20 protein-coding genes are annotated in these 21,319 nt (G+C 56.6%); 3 read left to right on the forward strand and 17 right to left on the reverse strand.

Annotated features, from left to right (window positions below; translation table 11 throughout):
* Positions 1-9: 9 nt before the first annotated feature.
* The 12 genes from rsfS to miaB form a co-directional block, all read right to left on the reverse strand.
* A complete protein-coding gene (rsfS, locus tag AAF465_09105; protein ID MEM7082880.1) occupies positions 10-372 on the reverse strand; it encodes a ribosome silencing factor in 363 nt (120 codons plus the stop codon).
* Positions 365-1,030 carry a nicotinate-nucleotide adenylyltransferase gene (gene nadD / locus AAF465_09110; GenBank protein ID MEM7082881.1) on the reverse strand — a complete coding sequence of 222 codons (666 nt, stop codon included), beginning with the start codon at positions 1,028-1,030 and terminating at the stop codon, positions 365-367. Before nadD ends, rsfS begins: the two co-directional genes overlap by 8 nt.
* A gap of 12 nt (positions 1,031-1,042) precedes the next feature.
* Positions 1,043-2,071, reverse strand: coding sequence for a DNA polymerase III subunit delta (gene holA / locus AAF465_09115; protein MEM7082882.1), 1,029 nt, complete (start codon positions 2,069-2,071; stop codon positions 1,043-1,045).
* Between the two features lie 81 nt (positions 2,072-2,152).
* The gene (locus AAF465_09120; GenBank protein ID MEM7082883.1) at positions 2,153-2,650 is read right to left on the reverse strand and encodes a DUF4112 domain-containing protein; all 498 of its coding nucleotides are present in this window, start codon (positions 2,648-2,650) and stop codon (positions 2,153-2,155) included.
* A complete protein-coding gene (locus AAF465_09125; GenBank protein ID MEM7082884.1) occupies positions 2,643-3,161 on the reverse strand; it encodes a hypothetical protein in 519 nt (172 codons plus the stop codon). The genes AAF465_09120 and AAF465_09125 overlap by 8 nt, the downstream gene beginning before the upstream one ends.
* Positions 3,151-3,633: an LPS assembly lipoprotein LptE gene (gene lptE, locus AAF465_09130; GenBank protein MEM7082885.1), complete on the reverse strand. Its 483-nt coding sequence runs from the start codon at positions 3,631-3,633 to the stop codon at positions 3,151-3,153. Before lptE ends, AAF465_09125 begins: the two co-directional genes overlap by 11 nt.
* A complete protein-coding gene (gene leuS, locus AAF465_09135; GenBank protein ID MEM7082886.1) occupies positions 3,633-6,092 on the reverse strand; it encodes a leucine--tRNA ligase in 2,460 nt (819 codons plus the stop codon). Before leuS ends, lptE begins: the two co-directional genes overlap by 1 nt.
* A 61-nt stretch (positions 6,093-6,153) precedes the next feature.
* Complete coding sequence (lnt, locus tag AAF465_09140; GenBank protein MEM7082887.1) at positions 6,154-7,641, reverse strand: apolipoprotein N-acyltransferase; 1,488 nt, start codon at positions 7,639-7,641, stop codon at positions 6,154-6,156.
* Positions 7,642-7,671: 30 nt separating this feature from the next.
* Positions 7,672-8,559 carry a transporter associated domain-containing protein gene (locus AAF465_09145; protein ID MEM7082888.1) on the reverse strand — a complete coding sequence of 296 codons (888 nt, stop codon included), beginning with the start codon at positions 8,557-8,559 and terminating at the stop codon, positions 7,672-7,674.
* Positions 8,560-8,576: 17 nt separating this feature from the next.
* Positions 8,577-9,029, reverse strand: coding sequence for an rRNA maturation RNase YbeY (gene ybeY / locus AAF465_09150; GenBank protein MEM7082889.1), 453 nt, complete (start codon positions 9,027-9,029; stop codon positions 8,577-8,579).
* On the reverse strand, positions 9,022-9,990 hold the full coding sequence (locus AAF465_09155) for a PhoH family protein (GenBank protein ID MEM7082890.1): 969 nt from the start codon (positions 9,988-9,990) through the stop codon (positions 9,022-9,024). The genes ybeY and AAF465_09155 overlap by 8 nt, the downstream gene beginning before the upstream one ends.
* 18 nt (positions 9,991-10,008) lie before the next feature.
* A complete protein-coding gene (miaB, locus tag AAF465_09160; GenBank protein ID MEM7082891.1) occupies positions 10,009-11,355 on the reverse strand; it encodes a tRNA (N6-isopentenyl adenosine(37)-C2)-methylthiotransferase MiaB in 1,347 nt (448 codons plus the stop codon).
* Positions 11,356-11,446: 91 nt separating this feature from the next.
* On the opposite strand from miaB, the gene AAF465_09165 reads away from it, so the two are divergent.
* The gene (locus AAF465_09165) at positions 11,447-11,599 is read left to right on the forward strand and encodes a hypothetical protein (GenBank protein ID MEM7082892.1); all 153 of its coding nucleotides are present in this window, start codon (positions 11,447-11,449) and stop codon (positions 11,597-11,599) included.
* 206 nt (positions 11,600-11,805) lie between these two features.
* Here the strand turns inward: AAF465_09165 and AAF465_09170 are convergent, their stop codons facing one another.
* The 3 genes from AAF465_09170 to AAF465_09180 all read right to left on the reverse strand — a co-directional run bounded on the left by AAF465_09170 (position 11,806) and on the right by AAF465_09180 (position 15,857).
* The gene (locus AAF465_09170; protein ID MEM7082893.1) at positions 11,806-13,587 is read right to left on the reverse strand and encodes a hypothetical protein; all 1,782 of its coding nucleotides are present in this window, start codon (positions 13,585-13,587) and stop codon (positions 11,806-11,808) included.
* 376 nt (positions 13,588-13,963) lie between these two features.
* Positions 13,964-14,413, reverse strand: coding sequence for a single-stranded DNA-binding protein (gene ssb, locus AAF465_09175; protein MEM7082894.1), 450 nt, complete (start codon positions 14,411-14,413; stop codon positions 13,964-13,966).
* Positions 14,414-14,606: 193 nt separating this feature from the next.
* Positions 14,607-15,857, reverse strand: coding sequence for an MFS transporter (locus AAF465_09180; protein MEM7082895.1), 1,251 nt, complete (start codon positions 15,855-15,857; stop codon positions 14,607-14,609).
* A gap of 72 nt (positions 15,858-15,929) precedes the next feature.
* Here AAF465_09180 and uvrA point away from each other — a divergent pair, with 72 nt between their 5' ends.
* Positions 15,930-18,812, forward strand: a complete 2,883-nt coding sequence (gene uvrA / locus AAF465_09185) for an excinuclease ABC subunit UvrA (protein ID MEM7082896.1) — start codon at positions 15,930-15,932, stop codon at positions 18,810-18,812.
* A gap of 11 nt (positions 18,813-18,823) precedes the next feature.
* Here the strand turns inward: uvrA and AAF465_09190 are convergent, their stop codons facing one another.
* Complete coding sequence (locus AAF465_09190) at positions 18,824-19,315, reverse strand: DUF2505 domain-containing protein (GenBank protein ID MEM7082897.1); 492 nt, start codon at positions 19,313-19,315, stop codon at positions 18,824-18,826.
* The gene (locus tag AAF465_09195; protein MEM7082898.1) at positions 19,312-20,544 is read right to left on the reverse strand and encodes a cation:proton antiporter; all 1,233 of its coding nucleotides are present in this window, start codon (positions 20,542-20,544) and stop codon (positions 19,312-19,314) included. Before AAF465_09195 ends, AAF465_09190 begins: the two co-directional genes overlap by 4 nt.
* A 184-nt stretch (positions 20,545-20,728) precedes the next feature.
* On the opposite strand from AAF465_09195, the gene AAF465_09200 reads away from it, so the two are divergent.
* Entirely contained in the window at positions 20,729-21,265 is a 537-nt protein-coding gene (locus tag AAF465_09200; GenBank protein ID MEM7082899.1) for a hypothetical protein, read from the forward strand.
* Positions 21,266-21,319 lie beyond the last annotated feature (54 nt).

Genomic DNA, 21,319 nt, shown 5'->3' on the forward strand with positions numbered 1-21,319 from the left:
AGCGGACCGTTATGTGGCGGCGACAGGTTCGCTGCCGCCTTCGAGCCCCCAGAGCTTTTCGAGTTTATAAAAATCACGAACACGCGGCAGCATGAGATGCACCACGACGAACGCAAGATCGATGAGCACCCACTCGCCGTCTTGTTCGCCCTCGCTACCCAATACGTCAATGTTGTGTTCTTTGGCTTTACGCACCACATCTTCGGCCATCGATTTTACATGACGGTTGGAGCGGCCACTCGCAATGATCATACGATCGGTGATCGATGTGAGCTTGCTCACGTCCAGCACCTGCACTTCTTGGGCTTTGAGTTCATCGAGCGCTGCTTCCACCAGCGAGACAATGTGATCGGGTCGTTCTTGGTCAGACATTAGTTTCCTTGCATCGTAATTTTTCAAGCGGATAACAGGCGTGCTCGTTCATGTAGGCACGCACCGCATCGGGGATTAAAAATCGGGGGTCGCCACCTCGACAAATGAGTTGGCGCAAAGCCGTCGAGGAAATTTCCAGCTGCGTTACCGCGTGCACGTAGATCCGGCCAGCCTGCACGGCATGAAGTTCGTCAACGGCATCGGTGCCTCGATGTTTTAGCAACTCGCCCAGCGTGCCCGCATCCGGAACCTGCCAGCCGGGTCGATGCGCTACTATAACATGGGCAAGCTCAAGGACCCGCTGCCATTGATGCCATTTAGGCAGACCCAAAAACGCATCCATCCCGACGATCAAGCAAAGCGCAGCATCCGGGTAGTCGCCGCGCAGATCCAGTAGGGTGTCGACTGAGTAGGACGGACCATCGCGACGGAGTTCGCGATCATCCACGACAAAGCCCTCCTGCCCCTGGGCTGCAGCCCGCACCATACCGAGACGGTGGTGCGCCGGCGCGATGGCGCCGTCCCGATGGGGCGGATCCCCGTTCGGTAAAAAACGCACCTCGGACAGCCGCAACACGCGCCTCAGCTCAAACGCGGTGCGAAGATGGCCGTAGTGAATAGGGTCAAACGTGCCCCCAAAAATGCCGATGGCGGTCATGGCGCTATCTCATCACGCCACCGCCATGGCGGCACCACCGTGACTCACACCCAGCACCAGCGCTCGCAGGCAGCCCCACGGATCGCCTGGACCTTGACCTTTGACCGCCGCATCGGTCTGCGCAGCGAGTACGAGTAAGGCATTGGCACGTTTGCTCGATTGCAGCCGCTGGGCTGCCCTTGAGACCAGTGTTTTGCGCGTCGACCACACACGGGCGGCATTCATTGCGGCGTCCACGCCACCGCCGTTTTCCATGGCAAAGCACACACTCGCCAACGTGCGGATTTCGCGTCCGAGCGCCCAAAGAATCAGCACAGGCTCAACGCCCTCGGCGTGCAGCCCACCGAGAATGCGCAGACTGCGCCGGGTATCGCCGATCAATGCGGCGTCAACCAGCTGGAAGACATCAAAGCGCGCGCTATCAGCCACCGATTTGGCCACGTCCTCCGCCGTGATGGAACCAGCGTCAAACTGTAGGCGTAGCTTCGTGATCTCCTGCTGCGCGGCCAACAGATTGCCCTGCGACCGATCCGCGAGCATCAGCAACGCATCGCGACTGGCGTCGAGTCCTTCTTTTTGTAGGCGGCCGGCAATCCACTGAGGAAGCTGTTGTGCGTTGAGTGGCCAATGCTGGACCATCACACCGCGCTGGCTGAGCGCCTTAACCCACGCGCTCTTTTTCGCACTCGCATCCAATTTCGGGACGATGACGAGCAGGCAGTCGTCCGCGTGAGTTTGCTCAACCAGTTCAACGATCGCTTTGCTGCCCACCCGTCCGGGCTTGCCGTTGGGAATGCGAATTTCCGTCAGCTGTCGATCATCGAACAAGGACAGATTGCTGCCGCCAACCGTCACCGCTGACCAGTCGAATCCACGCTCGACAATATGCACATCGCGCCCGCTAAATCCCGCCTCGTAAGCGCGCCGACGGATCGCATCGCACGCTTCGTCCACCAACAACGGTTCGTCGCCGCTGATCAAATAAACAGCGTCAAGTTGACTGGCCAGGCGGCCATCTAGGTCATCGGGGCGAACGTTCACAGGGGCAATCGACAGGCGACGGTCATGGCTAAATCATAACCGGGCCGTGCACGCGTTGCACACACTTTAACCCGCGTGCAATCAGCCGCTTGCCAGCGACCAGAGATAGCCAACGCCGTCGATGACCTGGCCAAACAGCCAAAGGCCGCCCCACACCGTCGCGATGCCGACCGCCATCAGTAGGAGCAAGATCAACAGCATCAGAATCAGACTGCCCCGCGCGGTTTCCGCCGGCCGGTCGAGGTAGTCCGACAGAAGTTTCACATTGCGGTGATTGGCCTTCCAGCCCATATCAAACAGATCGCCCAACACAGGGATAAATCCGATAACGACCTCGACCGCCACGTTCATGATCATCTGCATGAGCGTGAACATCGGGACCCGCACGCGCATGCCCTGTATCAGTATCCAGGTCGACAATAGCCCGCCCACCGCGTCGCCGACACCGGGCACCAAACCCACCAGGCTGTCTAGCCCAATTCGACGCTGGGTAAACGGCACTCGAATGGCGTTATCGAGCAGCCACGCCAACCGTTCGAGATGGCGTCGACGCGCATTGCCAACTGGCTCGTCAGTCACGAATCGATCCAGTCGGTGCACGCTGGGCATCGATCACCCCATGCTGCTGTAACCACGCACAGGCATCGTCGGCGTCGTGCTCGAACCAGGCTCCCGCCGAACCGAGTCGAAAGGTATACCCCCACGCATCCATGTCCCGGAGCATATGCGCGCGGTCAAAACCCTCAAGTGTATCGGACAGCACGATCTGCAAATAACACACGCCGTTTTCTTCGTCGTAGTCGCCACCCGCATTGGTGTCGAGCGAGGCTCGACGGGATGCCGGCATGCAAACGTAGTGACACAACTCATGGAGCGCCGAATGCACCGGTGTGTCCGCACGGACATAGAGTGTATTTCCCACTAGGCCCGCCTCGCGATCGCCCCAGTAGGAGCCGAGAATCGGTGCATTGGAGGGCACCGATTGCAGTGCGACACCATACGCGCGCACCACGGCCTCGAGTGCACCGACAGGCAGGTCGGCGCACGTCGCCACCGCCGACGCAACCTGGGAAGTCGCGTTATCGGGCATACCGCACTCGCCGTAAAATGGCCTGCGCCATTTCCGCGGCAAGCGCTGTGCGCAGCGACTCATACTCATGGCGTTTGCCGAGAACATCATTTCTATCAAACGTGTAGTCACGAGTGAGCGCCAGTCGCTGATTGCTGATATACACCGTGTCGTCGATGCTCAGCGAAAACACGGCGGTTTGAAACACCTCGTACTCTTCCGGTCCGTCAGTGGCCGCGACCGACAAAATACGCTGACCATTGTCCTGGTTGTTCACCGTCAATACCGCACCCGCGCCAATCGGAGAGGTCGCCAGCGCAACCTGTCTCAGCTCGAGCGCGCGGCGAAGTGCTTTGGTGAGTTCCGTATTTCGCTCTGATTTTATGTAGACGGGGGCTAAATCGGCCGGCAAGGAATCGGCGCCGCGTGGCGCAAACCCGCAGCCGGTAATCAGCGCGAAGGAAACAACATAGATGACGGCGAGACGACCCATTAGTTGGCCACTATGTTGACCAGTTTGCCGGGCACGACAATCACGCGCCGTACGGTTTTGCCCTCAATAAAGCGGGCAGCATTGGGCTCGCTGAGTGCCGCATGCTCCAGTTCCTCATTGGGCATATCCGCTGCGACATCGAGTTTGCCGCGCAACTTTCCGTTCACCTGCACAACAATCGATACGGTGTCTGTCACGAGCATGGCCTCATCCACATCGGGCCACGTAGCGCTCATCAACCCATCGCCATTACCTAGGGCCTGCCACCAAAAATGGCAGACATGCGGTGTGATGGGGGTCAGCATCAGCACGATTGCTTCCAGTGTTTCGTGCACGACGGCCGCATCGCCAGCGTCGTAGGAGTCGGCCTCAATGTTCATCTGCTTCCAGGTGAGGTTGGTCAACTCGCGAATCGCAGCCACCGCGGTATTGAACGTATGACGACGGTCAAAATCGTCACGCACTTTCAGTAACGTTCGCGCTTTGGCCTGCAGGAGCGTTTGCTGTGAAGCGGACCACTCGTCAGGTTTGGCGCTCCTACCCCCGCGCGATACGTGCGTATGCACCATGCGCCAAACGCGCTTCATAAATCGGGCCGAGCCCTCCACACCGGCTTCGGACCAGTCCAAAGATTGCTCGGGCGGTGCATCCGACATCATAAACAACCTGAGCGTATCGGCGCCGTACTTATCGATCATCGGCTGAGGGTCAACGGTATTCCCTTTCGATTTAGACATCTTTGCGCCGTCTTTCAGCACCATGCCCTGGGTAAGTAGCCGCGCGAACGGTTCACTCACATTGAGAATCCCTTCATCACGCAGAAGACGCGTGTAATAGCGCGCGTACAGCAGGTGTAAAATGGCGTGCTCGATACCGCCAATATACTGATCGACCGGCAACCAATACTGCGCGCGTTCATCGAGCATCGCCTCGGCCTGATCAAACGAAGCAAAGCGCGCAAAATACCAGGACGATTCAACAAAGGTGTCGAACGTGTCGGTATCACGCCGTGCGGGCTTGCCGCACTTCGGACACGGCACATTGACAAACTCAGGCATACGCCCCAGTGGTGAACCTGTCTCGTCGATTGTCACGTCCTCTGGCAAGCGCACGGGCAAATCGCTTGCCGGCACCGGTACCGCGCCGCAGTCATCACAGTGGATGATCGGCACTGGTGTGCCCCAGTAACGCTGTCTGGATACACCCCAGTCACGCAATCGATAATTTACACGTCGACGCCCGGTACCCGCTTGTTCGAAACGCGTGGCCAGCGCCTCAAACGCCTCGTCGAAATTCATTCCATTGTATGCACCGGAATTGATAAGACGACCACGTTCGACAAATGCTTCCTTATTGAGATTGATGTCGGCCTCGTCGCTCTCGATCACCTGTTTGATCGGCAGATTGTATTTTCGGGCGAACTCGTAGTCGCGTTGATCATGGCCGGGAACCGCCATCACCGCGCCCGTGCCGTACCCCATGAGCACAAAGTTTGCGACCATGACCGGGACATTTTCTCCCGTTACCGGATGGATGGCCTCGACACCGAGCGGCATACCGCGCTTTTCCATCGTCTCAAGTGCCGCCTCTGAGGACTGCATCGTATTGCATTCCTCCAAAAACGACGCGAGTTGCGGCGAGGACTCCGCCGCACTCATGGCCAACGGATGTTGTGCCGCTACCGCAAGATAGGTAACACCCATGAGCGTATCGGGGCGAGTCGTAAAAACCGCTTGCGTGCCGAAACCAGGAATCTCAAATTCGATTTCGAGCCCCTCGGAGCGACCAATCCAATTGGCCTGCATCGTCTTCACGGCATCCGGCCAACCGGGCATATCGTCTAGCGACGCGAGAAGCTCGTCAGCATATGAGGTGATACGCATAAACCATTGGCTGATTTCTTTTCGCTCGACCTGCGTTCCACACCGCCAACAGCAACCGTCTTCTACCTGCTCGTTAGCCAGTACTGTTTGATCGACTGGGCACCAATTGACCGGGGCGACTTTTTGATACACCAAATCTTTCTTGAACAGTTCGGTGAACAGCCATTGCTCCCACCGATAGTAATCAGGCTCACACGTGGCAAATTCTCGCGACCAGTCAAACGCGAAACCCAGGCGCTTAAATTGTCCGCGCATCTGGTCGATGTTGGCATACGTCCATTTGGCGGGAGGGAGTCCGTGTTTGATCGCGGCGTTTTCAGCCGGCATACCGAACGCATCCCAGCCCATCGGCTGCAGCACGTTCTTGCCCAGCATGCGCTGAAAACGACTGATGACGTCGCCGATCGTATAATTGCGCACATGGCCCATGTGCAGATTGCCACTGGGATAGGGAAACATCGACAGGCAATAGTATTTCTCACGCGAGTCGTCTTCGACGACCTTAAAGGCCTCGATTTGATCCCAAAAGGCTTGGGCATCCGATTCGATACCAGCCGGTTCGTAGTGCTCTTTCATCTGCTGTTGCTACCTGTGGACAAGCGCCAAAGGATACCAAGCACCGCTGCGCTTTGAAACGTCAGCGCCGACGACGAAGGCCGGTCACGGTGGCCAAAAACGCCAACACCACCATCGGCCAATCACCGTAGAGCATGTACGGTGTTTGACCCCGCATTCCGGGTACTTGCGCCGTGACGACATAGGGCTCAAATTGGGGGGACTGTTGAGTGGTTTGACCATTAGGGTTGATCACCGCGGAAATCCCATTGTTGGTGGCCCGAAGCATATAGCGCCCCACCTCAGCCGTGCGCGTGCGCGCGATTTGCAGGTGCTGATGAGGGGCAAGCGATCCGCCAAACCAGGCGTCGTTGCTCACGTTTACCAGCAAACTCGACCCTCGCGCTGTATCCAGCATCTCCTGTCCGAACACATCCTCGTAGCAGATCGAACCGCCGATCATTTGGCCGCCCAGCGCCAGTGGGGGCTGCCCGTTTTCGCCCGGACTGAAATTTTGGTAGGGCAAGTTCATCAGGCGCATCTGGTTTTTAACGAAATCGGGCACTGGGAAATACTCGCCAAAGGGCACCAAATGCCGTTTTCGATACACCGCTCGATCGGACCCAAACGCCGACAGTGAGTTATAGCGCACGTCATTATCCAGGTCATACTCCACGGTACCCACCAAAAACTCCGTGTTGGAATCGCGCGCCACGCGCTCAATTTCTTGCCACAACGGCTCCAGGTGGTGTTTGTAACGCGGGATCGCCGCCTCGGGCCAAATAATCAAATCGCTGTCGAGATGAGTGAGCGACAAATCGATGTACAGATTGATCGTCGGCTGAAGCTGTTCGGGCAGCCATTTTTGATCTTGGGGGACCGCACCTTGCACCAGACTGGCCGTTAACGCCGTGCCGTCTTCTTCGGTCCATTTGATTTGGGCGAGCAAAACACCGCTCGCCCACAACGAAACCGCACCGGCAACAGCGATCAGCCCAGTGCGCGAAGGGGTGTGCAACGCGTGTAACAACGCGGCACCCGTTAACCCAACGATCCAGCCCACCAGCAGCGTGCCGCCAACCGGCAGCCAACCCAACAACACGCTATCGACATGCGCATAGCCGGGCGAGAGCCACCCAAAACCAGATAAAAACCAGCCGCGAACCCACTCAAGCAACATCCACACACCGGGCACAAACCACGCGGTATAGCGCCATCCGACCGGTGCGACTCGCGCGACTAAATAGCCGAATACAGCAACGTAGCCCGCAAGGAACATCACCAGCGACAGCATCAAGAACGCGGCGAGCCAAAACGGCGCCCCACCAAAGGTGTGTACGCTAATCGTGATCCAATAAATGCCGGTTAGATACGCGGCAACACCGAATGCGAACCCGTTCCACGCGGCCTCTTTTGGCGTGCGCTCACAAAAGGCGTAGAGCAAGGCCGCCACCGTAAATGGCATAAGCCACCAGTGGCCATAGGGCGCAAACGCCAAGGGGTAACTGAGGCCCGCGAACGCGGCCAGTATTGCGCTCGCGCGACGCGACAGCGCTGCGGGCAGTCTCACAGGTTGCGTTGGCCGCGCGACATCGCGGACTCAGGCCGCCGCAACCGGGCGTTCCTTACCATCAAGCGGTCGCACCTGCACGGTCTCGATGCGACGACGATCGGCCCTCACAACTTTAAAGCGCAGATTATCGATATCAAGCGTTTCGCCACGACGAGGTAATCGGCCCAATTGATGCATGATCAGCCCACCGATCGTGTCGAAGTCTTCATCATCGATGTCGGAGCCAAAATATTCATTAAACTCATCGACACGCGTAATGGCTCTGACGGTATAAAGTGAACGCGCTTCTTTTTGAATGGACACTTCTTCTTCGATATCGTGTTCGTCATCAATTTCGCCGACAATCTGTTCGATAACATCTTCAATCGTCGCGAGCCCGGCCACGCCACCGTACTCATCAACCACAATGGCCATATGATTATGGCTATCACGAAACTCTTGTAACAGTTTATCGAGGCGCTTACTTTCCGGCACGAACACCGCCGGCCGCAAAGCCTCTTTTAAGTCAAAATGTTCCGCGCCACCGTTTTGATAAACTCGAAGTAAATCTTTGGCGAGCAAAATACCCACAATTTCATCGCGGTTATCACCCAACACTGGGAACCGCGAGTGACCGCTGTCGATAATGACTTTCAGAAGTTCGTCCGGCGACTGATCGCGCTCGAGCACCACCATGTGGGGCCTTGGAATCATGACGTCGCGTACGTGTTTTTCTGATACTTCCAGTACGCCTTTAATCATGGTGGCGGACTCCCGATCAAATAGACCGGTGTCGCGCGCAATTTGCAGCAGTTCCATCAAATCTTCACGATCCCGGGGTCTGGTCGCAAACGGCTGCGTGAGCTTGCGCCAAAAACTGATCCCGGAACCCTCGGTACTGGGAGGTTTACTGTTAGGAGGTTGATCTTCTGTCATGGTAGGTCTCTATCTGTTTAATAGGTTGCGGAATACGGGTTATCGATGCCGAGCGTCGCCAGTAATTGCGTTTCGAGGTTCTCCATCTCATCTGCCTCCCGGTCGTCAATATGGTCATAGCCAAGCAAATGCAAGACGCCATGCACGGTCAGGTGCGCATAATGATCGTCGCGTCGTTTATTTTGTGCGCGCGCTTCGGACTCCACCACGTCCGGGCAAATCACGACATCGCCCAGCAAACCATGCATGGCGCGTACCACCTCGTCAGCCGGAAACGACAGCACATTCGTGAGCGCATCTTTACCCCGATAGGTTCGGTTTAACGACTGCATTTCCTCTGGTGAGACCAATCGAATGGTCATTTCCATTTCATCTGAACGCCCAGCTAACGCCGCGATTGCCCAGCCAACAAACGCCGAAGCCTCCGGCACGTTCTCGTCACAGACGTTTTGTATAACCACGTCAGTCATCGCTATCGCGCTCCGCCTGCTCGTACGCGCGCACTATGCGCTGCACGAGTGGGTGACGCACCACATCGCGCGCGGTAAATTGAACAAAGCTCACGCCTTTGGTCTGCTGCAAAATCAATTGCGCGTGCTTAAGCCCTGATGTCTGATGCTTGGGCAAATCGATTTGTGTGATATCACCGGTAACCACCGCTTTGGAGCCAAAACCGATGCGCGTCAAAAACATCTTCATTTGTTCAACCGTGGTATTTTGGGCTTCATCGAGAATCACAAAGCTGTCGTTAAGCGTACGGCCGCGCATAAACGCCAGCGGCGCGACTTCAATGACATTGCGCTCCATGAGTCGCGCCACGCGGTCATAGCCCATCATGTCGTATAGCGCGTCATAAATAGGACGCAAATAAGGATCCACTTTTTGCGACATGTCACCCGGCAAAAACCCGAGGCGCTCACCCGCCTCAACGGCCGGTCGAACGAGAACCAGTCGCCGCACCTGTTCAAGGTCAAGCGCCTGCACAGCGCATGCCACCGCCAAAAATGTTTTGCCCGTACCCGCCGGTCCAATACCAAAGCACAAATCACTTTTTTGAATGTTGCGCAGATAACGTTGCTGATTGGGACCACGACCGCGCACCATACCGCGACGGGTTTTAATCAGCACCTCGTGCTGATGCGCATCGGTGTCCACCTCGCCCATGTTGAGTTCTTGCAGCGACAAATGCACGCGCTGAGGATCGAGCACTTCGTCCCGAGTCAGATCGAACAGGTGCTGGATCACCTCGCTACCGGCACGTGTCGCGGCATCACTACCGGAAACACGAAACTGGTTACCACGATTATTGATTTCGATGCCGAGATTGCGTTCGATTTGACGAAGGTGCTCGTCGAGCTGGCCACAGAGATTGGCGAGTCGCTCATTGTCGGCAGGTTCGAGGAAAAATTCCTGTGCGGCGTGTGCGCTCAAGGTGGGATATCGCTCCTTTTAAGCGGTGCGGGAAAGCGGTACGGCAACAAGACGACCGCGCAAAGAGTTGGGCATGGCTTCGGTGACTTCCACATCGGCAAACTCACCGATAAGGGATTCATCCCCTTCGAAATTAACCCAACGCATGTTTTCGGTCCGCCCAGCCACTTCGTTCGCGTTTTTCTTCGACACGCGTTCGACCAGAACACGCTGCACGGAGCCCACCATCTGCCGGGAAATGGTTTGGGCGTGCTGATTAATTCGCGTTTGCAGTAGCTTGAGCCGGCGGTGCTTCTCTTCGGCACTCACTTCATCGGGTAGTGCCGCCGCCGGGGTTCCGGGTCGCGCGCTGTAGATAAAGCTGAAGCTCTGATCAAAACCGATATCGGCAATAAGCTTCATGGTGTCATTAAAATCTCGTTCGGTTTCACCCGGAAAGCCGACGATAAAGTCCGACGAAATACTGATATCGGGTCGCACCTCGCGGAGTTTGCGAATTTTTTGCTTGTATTCAATCGCCATGTGGCCACGCTTCATCGCTGACAACACGCGATCGGAACCACTTTGCACTGGCAGATGCAAGTAATTGGCAAGCTCGGGGACATTGGCGTACGCCTCGATCAAACTGTCGGAAAATTCGACTGGATGCGAGGTGGTAAAACGGATGCGTTCGATGCCATCAATGGCCGCGACGTAGTGAATGAGTGTGCCCAAGTCAATGACATTGCCGTCGTGCGTAGGACCTTGGTACGAATTAACGTTTTGCCCCAGCAGGTTTATTTCTTTCACACCTTGCTCAGCTAGGCTCACGATTTCCGCGATCACGTCGTCAAAAGGGCGACTGAACTCATCGCCTCGCGTGTAGGGCACGACACAGAAACTGCAGTATTTGCTGCAGCCTTCCATAATCGACACAAAAGCCGTCGCGCCGCTCGCTTTGGGCTCCGGCAAACGGTCAAATTTCTCGATCTCCGGGAAGCTGATGTCGACGGCCGATTGGCCTTGGCTGCGCACCGAATTGAGCATCTCGGGCAAACGGTGAACGGTTTGGGGGCCAAACACGAGATCAACGTACGGCGCGCGCTTGATCAGCGCGTCACCCTCCTGGCTTGCTACGCATCCGCCAACACCGATGACAAGCTCCGGGCGCGATTGCTTCCACTGCTTCCAGCGTCCGAGCTGACTGAACACCTTTTCTTGTGCCTTTTCGCGGATCGAGCAGGTGTTGAGCAGCAGCACGTCCGCTTCTTCGGGCGTGTTGGTGATCGCTAGGCCGTGCGAGGCTTCGAGAACGTCGGCCATTTTCTCCGAATCGTACTCGTTCATCTGGCAGCCGAATGTCTTAATGAAGAGCTTACCGCTCATGGTCGCTTTGGTTACCCGTAATAGGCCCCAACTTACTCCGGAAGTCTGGCCATTTCCAGCACACTGTTCTCACTCTGAGTCCAGTCGCGGTATGAAGAATAATAACTATAAATATCAGTTGGTTGCGTCAATCACACACCCATCGAACCCCGCTTACGCCTCGCCCATCACCGGATTTTTAGGCCAATTCACCCAAGCGGCCGGCGAGTTTACACTGTTTTTGCGTGATTTTCCGGTGTTTTAGGGCAATTTCTCGCGCAGATATTCGTGGTTTTGACGCGGCGACACCATTCGCCCTGGAACGCTTGCGCGATCCATTCCGGTCGATAACATCACAATCTTGACGCGCGCGTTTTGCCGCTCGACAGGCGAGCCGAGATACCCATACCAACGGGCAATTTGTCCCGACCATGCGCCGCGGCTTCGCCCTGCTCCGCCGCGTCTTACCGGTTAGCGGGATGGCGTCGCCGAAAACCCTAATCCGGGAATGCAGGGATTCGCAGAGGGGCCTGGCGGCTGGCCGAAACGCTCAATCATCGGAATGTAGTCAAGAAAATTGATCGTTCCGTTGGAGTCGAGATCCTTGTCCTCATCATAGTTCGGGTCGCCGGCCGCCGAGTTGAATGAAGGCGGAAAAGACGAGATGTCCAAAAATGCGACGATGCAATTGTTATCGATATCCGGATCACAGCGGTTGCCGATTCCGTCTGTATTCGTATCGATTTGGTCTGGGTTGGGAACCAGTGTGCAGTTATCGACACTGTCGAAGATGCCGTCACCATCGCTATCGAGAGGCGGCGTATCGCAGCTTTGACCGCGAAACGCGACGTTGTCGACTTGCGCCACACCCGCAAAACGTCCGCGATAATGAAAACAGACGTACGCTTGGGATTCCGCTTCGAGGATACCGCTCAAATCGACAGACACTTCCTGAGCACCGGTCCGCGCCAACACACTGTCATCGTGATCCTGCACCTCATGCAGCAACTCATACGCCGGCAATGATTCGCTGGTCGGCGGCTCGGTTCCTGCCACCACCCTCAAAAATTCGGGATCGAAATCATCACTCTCGTCCTCGGGAGTACCGTTATCATCGATCAGATTGTTTTGCGCTGCTTGATAGAACGTCGTAAACGTCAGTGCCGGCCCCGTCACGGTCGATAGGTCAATGGCGTTGGAACAGGCATAGGCGTCCATAAGCGGTGCCGATCCAGGCAATGTATCCTCCGCGTTTTGACCCGTTGCATCACTATCGATGCAAAGTGCCACACCGGTCCCCGAGGTGAGATTATTTCCGTCACTAAACAACACTTCTTGAAGCGTCTGTGCCGCGTTTCGGCTTAGGCAAAGCGCGTCATCCGTAACGCCCCACCCGATCGTTGGATCATCGCCGCCACTGATCAGCGTCCAGTCGGCCGGAATCCCCGTATCAAACGTTTCAACCGGTTCGCAGCTTTGCTCAAGCTGCCAACACTCGCCGGCGACCGGCTGGGACGGCACATCGAGCGGAATTTGCACACTATCGATGACAAACTCGGTCACGCCCAAGCCGCCCGACAAAACGTCGGCATAGAACACCAGGTCGCGCGTTTGATTATTCGCCAACGCAGAAATGTCGACGGTCTGAGTCATAAATCCGGATGTTGAATTTGCGCACGCCATTGAAAACACCGTCTCACCGTCGATCGCCGCGTACAACCCGTGATTAGGCGATGCACAGTTCTTTACCCACAAATCAAACGTCAGGATAGCCGCCTGATCAGGAAGGGTGATCGACTGACCAATCTGCGGAAAGAACTCGCCTAAATCGGACCGAAGAACGGCCGCAAATGCCCCAACCGATGCGGCAAATGATTCACCCTCTGTACACGTCGCCTCCGAGCAAATGAGATTCGCCGGCAAAAAGGGATTGTTGATGGTCAGCGGCCACGCGTCACTCGGCCGCCCTCGACGATCCTCGAAACTCCCTTCCACAACCGCATCGGACGCGGCACTGAACGCCACCTCGTCAAACGTGAAACGGGGGTCACGGCAAACCCAATCGGGTTGCTCGACCAGACAGCCGCTGCTGCAGCCATCACCCGACACGCCATTGCCGTCGTCACATTGCTCCCCTACCGTCTGCAGGCCGTCACCGCAGACGCCACCGATCGCGTAGGCCGGAACAGGCATGAGCAAAAGCACCGCGCCCAACCACGCCCATCGCGCCCGTCCACTTCGTTCTTGATTCATTGTTCTTCCCTGTATTTGACCATCCGTTTGATCATGGCGTTGCGTTCGGTGTCGACACTGGATGCCGGCCGACGGAACCGATTTTCTGCCTCGTTTTTTTCTTAGTCTAGCACCCCCGATCATGCCCGAATCGGCTGGCAAATAATTCCAGTCTTTTCATAAGGTTAGTGAGCAACGAGTGGACGTGCGATCGTACCGACTGCTCTGTACGTGCTCTTCTTTGGGACACACGCAGACCCATTACCAAAAAAGCCTCCGACCAGGGAGGCTTTTTGGTGCGCGAACAGGCGCGTTCGCCGCGTGTCTAACCGATGAGTCCAGCAATCGACGCGAACGCGCGTTGAGTTAGATAGACCACCGATTCAACGTGCACTCGTCAAAACGGAATATCATCGTCAAAGCCGCCTGTATCCGCAGGCGCTTCAGCCATGGCGGGTGGCGCTTGGTTCATAGTGCTACCCCCCGCTGAGGCGCCACCGCCGCCGCCACCGCGACCCCCTAACATCTGCATTTCACGCGCGACAATTTCCGTGGTGTAGCGATCGTTGCCGCTCTGATCCTGCCACTTTTGTGTGCGGATCTGGCCCTCGACATACACTTGCGAACCCTTCCGCAGATACTCGGCGGCTACCTCGGCCAACCGATTGAAAAACACCACGCGATGCCATTCCGTTTTCTCACGCTGTTCGCCCGACTTTTTGTCTTTCCAGCTTTCGGAGGTTGCCAATCGAATATTGGTAACCGAGCCGCCGCTGGGCATGAATCGGGTTTCGGGGTCGGCCCCTAAGTTGCCGACCAAAATAACTTTGTTTATACCTCGCGCCATGTTCAGTGCTCCAAAAGGTTGAGTTAATCGTAATGTGTAATGGCTGGCTGATGGCCGTCGCAGAACGGCATCGACACACCGAAAGGTGTTGCGACGCCCGCGCTCGGTAGTGACTTAATCCAATGAACGCGTCAACCCACAGGGCCGATCAGGCGGCTGATTGTAGGCCGTCTGACACGAAAGATCACGCGCCTTAATGGGGCAAACTCGAGGATTTCTTAGGTAGCGTAGATAACTGCACGAAAAGCCACAGAACGCTCGCGACAGCACTGACCGCAAAACCGCCGTGCGGGCCAATCGCGCCGACACTCACGCCCGCCAACGCACCACCCGCGAAGACGCCGAGGTATTGACTGCTCGCATAGACGCCAAGTGCGGTACCTCGCCGCTCCTCGGTCGCCGCCATCGAAACCCGGGCCGGCAGATTGGCCTCCAAGAAATTGAAGCCCGAGAAAAAAACCGCCCCGGCGATCACTACCGCAAGCAATCCAACGTGTGCAGACATCGAGCCCATCGTTAACGCGATCATGCTTAACGCAATGAGCACAATCGAAAAGGTAGCACTGCGGGCCGCCACCGCGAGATCCTTGGAACGCTCAGAGCGCAACACCAAAAGAATGGTCGCGGGGATCGACAGCAAAATGATTGCACCGAGTGTTTTCCACTGCACGTCTTCGTCCAATCCAAACTGGTCGCGCAAGACAAATGGCAGCGACACAAAGAGCGCGGACAAAATGAAATGCAGTAGAAAAATAGCAATATTTAAGGGCCACAGCGCACGGTCGCGCAGCACGTTGCCGAGTGTTACCGGCGATTTACAGGTATCAATGCGACCGCCCGGAATCCGCCATAGCGCCAGCAGCAGTCCCACTACGGCCATCCCAAACGAGGCCATAAACAGGCCTTTAACACCGACGCGACTGCTCAAAATCGGCCCGAGCAGTAATGACAACACGAACGACAAACCAATTCCAATGCCCACAAATGCCATGGCACGGGTGCGTCGTTGTTCCGATATATGATCGCCCACCACCGCCGTGAGCACAGCCGAAATCGCCCCGGCACCTTGCAACACACGGCCCAGTATGACGCCGGTAATGGTGTCGCTGATCGCCGCGATGAACGAGCCGGCCGCGAATACGATCAGCCCGCCCACCACAACCAAACGGCGACCGTAACGATCGGACGCCCAGCCATAAGGGATCTGCAGCAACGCCTGGCTGATGCCATGCGCGCCCACAGCCAATCCGACCGCAAACGGCGTGCCACCCGGCAACGACGCCGCGTAAAGCGCCAGCACCGGCAGCACCATGAACAAACCCAACATACGCAGACTGAAAATGCTGAGCACCGTCATCATGATGCCGCGTTCCACTTGCGTCAGACCGCTACCTTCGGCGGCGGGCGCAGACTCGTGAGTCGATTGGGAAGAAGTGGAATTCACGTGTTCGTGACTTTGCGCCGGGTTAGATAGAACGAGTATATTAGCAGGTCTACTTTTAAATAGTACGGCGTAATGAAACACATCCAAATCCGCGGCGCGCGCACCCACAACCTCAAAAACATCGATGTCGATTTACCGCGCGATCAGCTGATCGTGATCACCGGTTTGTCCGGCTCGGGCAAATCGTCGCTCGCCTTCGACACGGTGTACGCCGAAGGTCAGCGGCGCTACGTTGAATCGCTGTCCGCCTACGCTCGACAGTTTTTATCAATGATGGAAAAACCGGACGTCGACACGATCGAGGGCCTGTCGCCCGCTATCTCAATCGAACAAAAATCCACCTCGCACAATCCGCGCTCCACGGTCGGCACAGTGACCGAAATTTACGACTACTTACGCCTACTCTACGCCCGGGCCGGTATCCCGCGCTGCCCAGATCACCACATTGATCTTGAAGCGCAGACCGTAAGCCAAATGGTCGATCAGGTGCTCACGTTGCCAAAAGGGTCGCGACTGCTCCTGCTGGCACCCGTTGTCCAAAATCGCAAAGGTCGTCACGAACAGCTCCTGTCGCAACTACTCGCACAAGGCTTTGTGCGGGCGCGCATTGATGGCGAGGTGTATGAACTCGATGATCCGCCCAAGCTCGACCTTCGCCGCAAGCACACCATTGAGGCGGTGGTCGACCGCTTTAAAGTGCGCGACGATCTTCAGCAACGCTTGGCCGAGTCGTTTGAAACCGCCCTGCAGCTCGCTGACGGCGTCGCCAAAGTGGCCTCGATGGACGGCAAACTCGACGGCGTCGACGGTGGCGAATTGGTGTTTTCCGATAAATTTGCCTGCAACATCTGCGGCTACAGCCTCACCGAGCTCGAGCCTCGCTTGTTCTCATTTAATAGCCCCATCGGCGCGTGCGCCGAGTGTGATGGACTGGGGGTGATTCAGTTTTTTGATCCCGAGCGCGTCGTCACCCACCGTCATTTGAGTATGGCCGGTGGCGCCATCCGCGGGTGGGATCGGCGCAACGCGTACTACTTTCACCTCATTAACGGCTTAGCCGAACATTATGACTTCGACATTGAAACGCCGTTCGAGGAACTTGACGACGACATTCAAGAGCTCGTTCTTTATGGCAATGACGGTGAGATCATCGAGTTCGAGTATCGCGATAGTCGCGGCAATCGCATTAAGCGCGAGCACGACTTTGAGGGCATTTTGCCGAATATGGAACGGCGCTTTCGAGAAACCGAGTCGAGCAAAGTGCGCGAGGAACTGGCTAAGTTTATGAGCCATCAGGCGTGTCCTGAGTGCGACGGCACACGACTCAACCGGTCGGCACGTAATGTGTTCGTTCAAGATCGGACTATTACAGACCTAAGTGATATGTCGGTGGCCGCAGCCCATGCCTTTTTTGATGCACTGTCACTGCCTGGCTGGCGCGGGGAAATCGCGATCAAAATTGTCAAAGAGATTAATGATCGACTCTCGTTTCTCAACAATGTTGGCCTCGAATATCTGACACTTAATCGAAGTGCGGAAACCCTTTCGGGCGGCGAAGCGCAGCGAATTCGGCTGGCGAGTCAGATTGGCTCGGGACTCGTGGGCGTGATGTACATCCTTGATGAGCCGTCGATCGGTTTGCATCAGCGCGACAATCAGCGCTTGCTCAATACGCTTATTCGCCTGCGTGATTTGGGCAACACAGTGGTCGTGGTTGAGCATGACGAAGAAGCCATCACCACAGCCGATTATGTGCTTGACGTGGGACCGGGTGCGGGCGTCCATGGGGGTCGCATTGTCGCGCAAGGAACACCCAAGCAAGTTGTCGCCAACTCAGCGAGCCTGACAGGCCAGTATTTGAGCGGTAAGCGCCGAATTTCAGTGCCGACATCACGCACCCCGTTTGATCAGGATCGTACGATTACCCTTCGCGGCGCGACGGGCAACAATCTCAAAAACGTCAGCGCCACGATTCCGGTCGGACTCATGACCTGTGTGACCGGCGTCTCCGGTTCCGGCAAATCGACCCTCATCAACGATACACTGTACCGCCACGCCGCGCGGGCGATTAATAATTCGAGCGTCACACCCAGGCCGTGCGAGGGCGTCGACGGCCTTGATCAGGTCGATCGCATTATCGACATCAGCCAAAGCCCCATCGGCCGCACGCCACGATCGAACCCAGCAACCTATACCGGGCTTTTCACACCCATACGCGAACTGTTTGCGGGCACTCAGGAAGCGCGCTCGCGCGGTTATCAGCTGGGTCGATTCAGCTTCAATGTGAAAGGCGGCCGCTGCGAGGCCTGCCAAGGGGACGGTGTGCTGCGCGTGGAGATGCACTTTTTGCCCGATGTGTACGTGCCGTGCGACATCTGTCATGGCAAACGCTACAACCGAGAGACCCTCGAAATTCGATACAAGGGCAAGAATATTCATGAAGTGCTAAAGATGACGGTGGAAGACGCAGCCGACTTTTTTCAAAACGTGCCCGTGATCGCCCGCAAACTGAAAACGCTAATGGATGTGGGCCTGAGTTACTTGGAACTCGGCCAGAACGCCACCACCCTATCGGGCGGTGAGGCGCAGCGCGTTAAACTATCCAAAGAGCTCAGCAAACGCGCGACAGGCAACACGCTTTACATTCTCGACGAACCGACAACCGGCTTGCACTTTCATGACATCGCTCAGCTTCTGGTGGTGCTGCAACGCCTTCGCGACCGAGGCAATACCGTGGTGGTGATCGAACACAATCTTGATGTCATCAAAACGGCCGACTGGATCGTGGACCTCGGACCGGAAGGAGGCGACGGCGGCGGCGAAATCGTGGCCTTTGGCACACCCGAAGAAGTCGTTAAGGTAAAGCAATCCTACACGGGACAATTTCTTAAGCCATTGCTTCCGGACCGGCAAAAATCAAGCAAATCGACTACTCAGCAACGCGCCCGAACCTGACGGCACGAAGTCTAGGACTCGGACACGGCATCGAGAATATAGTCGTATTCCTTGGCGAGTGTTTTTTCCGCGTCTTTCGCAATGAACTGCGCGAGCTTCTTGCCCAATAACGGCACGCTTGAGGTGATGTCCATCTCCACATGATTCACGCAACCCTCGCCATCGGGCATCACGTTCATCGTGCCAGTGATTTCAGCCGGCACGCCTTCGGTGCTGAGTGCAAAATCACAAATGTACTCGTCGTCACCGACGTCCTGCCATTCCTCAGTTTGTGTCACGGTGTTCCATTCGCCCAGCAGGCTCTTTAGCACGCCCGGCACGTCCGCCGGCACATCCCGATCGAGCGTAATCGAAAACGTGTCATCGCCACGCTCAATTTCAACCACGTCGATATTCTTCGCGCCGCATGCAGCGAATTTATCCGCATGAAATCCATCTTGCGTAAACAGCGTGTAGAGCTCCTCACTGGAGCAAGGATATTTGTGTTGCGCAGTAATATTCATAGTTGATTCCTGTACCGATTCACGATCCACTCGACCAAGGGCGCCTGGACGAATAAGGAGAATAACACTACCCCGTAGGCCATGGACTGAATGGTCCACCAATACGGCAAATCGGTGGGGAGCGACAGCGCCAGTGCAAGGGTTACGGCGCCGCGTACACCACCAAAATAAAGCAACACGCCTTGCACGCCATTTAGGCGCTCAGCACCCAGCAGGCGATTTTGAAGCGGTAGCGACAACACCACCACCGGCAACCGGGCAAGCAACAGTGCCCCAACCGCAATAATCATCACCAGCCAGCGCTCGGTGAACATATCCACGGTAATGGTCACGCCGACCAAAATAAACAGCAACATATAGGAAGCGCGTCCCAAGAACTTCCAAAAGACATAGGTAAAGCGCGCAGATTGATCCGCATCGCGCCCACGATACTCACGGCCTAACAGCAATCCGGCCGCCATCAGCGCCACCACGCCCGAGGCTTCGAGCAATAATTCCGTCGTGAGGTAAATACCGTACACCGCGACTAATGTGACCAATCCTTGTGTCAACTCGTTAAGCTGTCGCCAACCCAGACGTAGTAATATCCACGCCACGCCGACCCCCACCACGGCGCCGGCCGCTATCGCCCAGAGAAAAAGCAGCGCGGTCGTGCCGAGCAACGCGGTGGCATCGCCCTCCATCGCCAAGGCAAACCCGGTCAACGACACATAGAGCGCCACCGCAATCGCGTCACCAAAGGCGCCTTCACCCTCGAGCAGTGTGTTCACAGGCGGCGGCACATTGCGTCGCTCAAAAATCTCCGAAATCACCAGTGAATCGGTGGCGACAAACAATGCGGCGGCGATGCCCGCCGCAATCCAAGGAAAACCGGTCGGATGCGCAACCAGGTAATAAATGAGTGCCGTACACAGTGCGGTCGCGACGAGCAGCAACGGCAGTGCAAGCGCGAGCGTCGGGCCCAGATAGCGCTTCAAACTCGTCGTGTCGACACGCAGCGCCGCGAAGAACACCAGCAGTGGCAACAGCACATAGAGAACGAGGTCGCGAAAGCTACGCCAGCTCAACCCGGTGTCATACCCCAGTGCGACCACAAGCTCCGATGCCGCAAACCCCAACACCACGAGCACCCCCCCGAGAGGCAGTCGCAACCATTTGGACAGCGGCATGGCCAACAGCGCCAGCGCCAGCAGCACGGTCACCGTCGTGACAAGCTGAATTATGCTCATTCGTTTTGCACCCTGATTACCTCAATGAGAGCTCTATACCATTGATTAAGCGAGCATTCTTAACGTTTCGTCGACATCTGTCCGGGCGCGCACGCTACAAATGTTTACCAAATGTGGTCGGCTCACCCAATCCCGATCCATTACAATGCGCGCATTGCACAAAACTTCATATGGGGAATTCGACATGAGAGTAGCAACAATCACCGCGGTCGTCATGATGGCGTTGTTAAGCGTGAGCGCCTGCAGTAAGGACGACACAAAAGAGACGATCGATTCAGCCGCCGATTCGGCCGGCAGCATGATGGACAAAGTGAAAGACGCCGGTAATGCCGCGATGGATGCGGCTAAGGACGCGGGCGATGCCGCTATGGAAGCCGGCAGTAACGCCATGGACACAGCAAAAGAAGCCGGTGGCGACGCGATGGATGCCGCAAAAGACTTGGGGAACTCCGCGATGGAAGCCGGCAGCGATGCCGTGGACGCCGCCAAGGACATGGGCAGCTCTGCCATGGAAGCCGGTAGCAACGCCATGGACGCCGCAAAAGACATGGGGAATGCTGCGATGGAAGCCGGCAGCGATGCCGTGGACGCGGCCAAAGACATGGGCAGCTCCGCCATGGACGCCGGTAGCAACGCCATGGACAAAGCCAAAGAAGCCGGCAGTGACGCGATGGACAAAGCCATCAAGACAGTGGATGAGATGAGCGACGAAGAGCAGTAGACGACGATCAACTTTGGGGCCGGGCTTGAATCTGACGGCGTAGTTTGCGCGCGT

It is taken from the genome of Pseudomonadota bacterium, assembly GCA_039028935.1.
GTDB lineage: Bacteria > Pseudomonadota > Gammaproteobacteria > Steroidobacterales > SZUA-146 > SZUA-146.

What these genes read in the sequence shown, in the direction of transcription:
- AAF465_09165 (MEM7082892.1), top strand. Translation starts at nt 11,447, where the DNA reads ATGAAGAATAATAACTATAAATATCAGTTGGTTGCGTCAATCACACAC.
- AAF465_09200 (MEM7082899.1), top strand. Translation starts at nt 20,729, where the DNA reads ATGAGAGTAGCAACAATCACCGCGGTCGTCATGATGGCGTTGTTAAGC.
- ybeY (MEM7082889.1), bottom strand. Translation starts at nt 9,029, where the DNA reads ATGACTGACGTGGTTATACAAAACGTCTGTGACGAGAACGTGCCGGAG.
- lptE (MEM7082885.1), bottom strand. Translation starts at nt 3,633, where the DNA reads ATGGGTCGTCTCGCCGTCATCTATGTTGTTTCCTTCGCGCTGATTACC.
- AAF465_09145 (MEM7082888.1), bottom strand. Translation starts at nt 8,559, where the DNA reads ATGACAGAAGATCAACCTCCTAACAGTAAACCTCCCAGTACCGAGGGT.
- leuS (MEM7082886.1), bottom strand. Translation starts at nt 6,092, where the DNA reads ATGAAAGAGCACTACGAACCGGCTGGTATCGAATCGGATGCCCAAGCC.
- AAF465_09195 (MEM7082898.1), bottom strand. Translation starts at nt 20,544, where the DNA reads ATGAGCATAATTCAGCTTGTCACGACGGTGACCGTGCTGCTGGCGCTG.
- nadD (MEM7082881.1), bottom strand. Translation starts at nt 1,030, where the DNA reads ATGACCGCCATCGGCATTTTTGGGGGCACGTTTGACCCTATTCACTAC.
- AAF465_09170 (MEM7082893.1), bottom strand. Translation starts at nt 13,587, where the DNA reads ATGAATCAAGAACGAAGTGGACGGGCGCGATGGGCGTGGTTGGGCGCG.
- miaB (MEM7082891.1), bottom strand. Translation starts at nt 11,355, where the DNA reads ATGAGCGGTAAGCTCTTCATTAAGACATTCGGCTGCCAGATGAACGAG.
- AAF465_09190 (MEM7082897.1), bottom strand. Translation starts at nt 19,315, where the DNA reads ATGAATATTACTGCGCAACACAAATATCCTTGCTCCAGTGAGGAGCTC.
- AAF465_09125 (MEM7082884.1), bottom strand. Translation starts at nt 3,161, where the DNA reads ATGCCCGATAACGCGACTTCCCAGGTTGCGTCGGCGGTGGCGACGTGC.
- ssb (MEM7082894.1), bottom strand. Translation starts at nt 14,413, where the DNA reads ATGGCGCGAGGTATAAACAAAGTTATTTTGGTCGGCAACTTAGGGGCC.
- rsfS (MEM7082880.1), bottom strand. Translation starts at nt 372, where the DNA reads ATGTCTGACCAAGAACGACCCGATCACATTGTCTCGCTGGTGGAAGCA.
- uvrA (MEM7082896.1), top strand. Translation starts at nt 15,930, where the DNA reads ATGAAACACATCCAAATCCGCGGCGCGCGCACCCACAACCTCAAAAAC.